The organism is Neisseria oralis (genome assembly GCF_045062685.1).
GTDB classification, from domain to species: Bacteria; Pseudomonadota; Gammaproteobacteria; order Burkholderiales; family Neisseriaceae; genus Neisseria; species Neisseria oralis.
Genome location: NZ_JBJGEB010000094.1, coordinates 1 through 249, shown reverse-complemented (window position 1 = coordinate 249; position 249 = coordinate 1). Strand labels below are relative to the sequence as shown.

Genomic DNA, 249 nt, shown 5'->3' with positions numbered 1-249 from the left:
GTACGCGCCCGCCCATATCAGGTTTTGCCGGATAATATGGCGGGTGCGCCGCGCCTGATCGAGCAGGTGGGCGACGGTACGCAAATCTTCGTTCAATAACACAATGTCCGCGCCGTCCCTCGCAATATCCGTCCCGCCCGCTGCGGCGGCGGATACGTCTGCCTGCGCCAAAACGGGCGCGTCGTTGATGCCGTCGCCTATCATCAGCACTTTTTTCCCTTCTTTTTGCAAGGCTTTGACGTATTCCAG

At 59.0% G+C, this 249-nt stretch carries 1 protein-coding gene; it reads right to left on the bottom strand.

Going from position 1 to position 249, the window contains the following annotated elements; all coding sequences use genetic code 11:
- On the bottom strand, positions 1 to 249 hold a 249-nt coding region (locus ACI43T_RS12215; protein ID WP_405387395.1), incomplete at both ends, for an HAD-IC family P-type ATPase.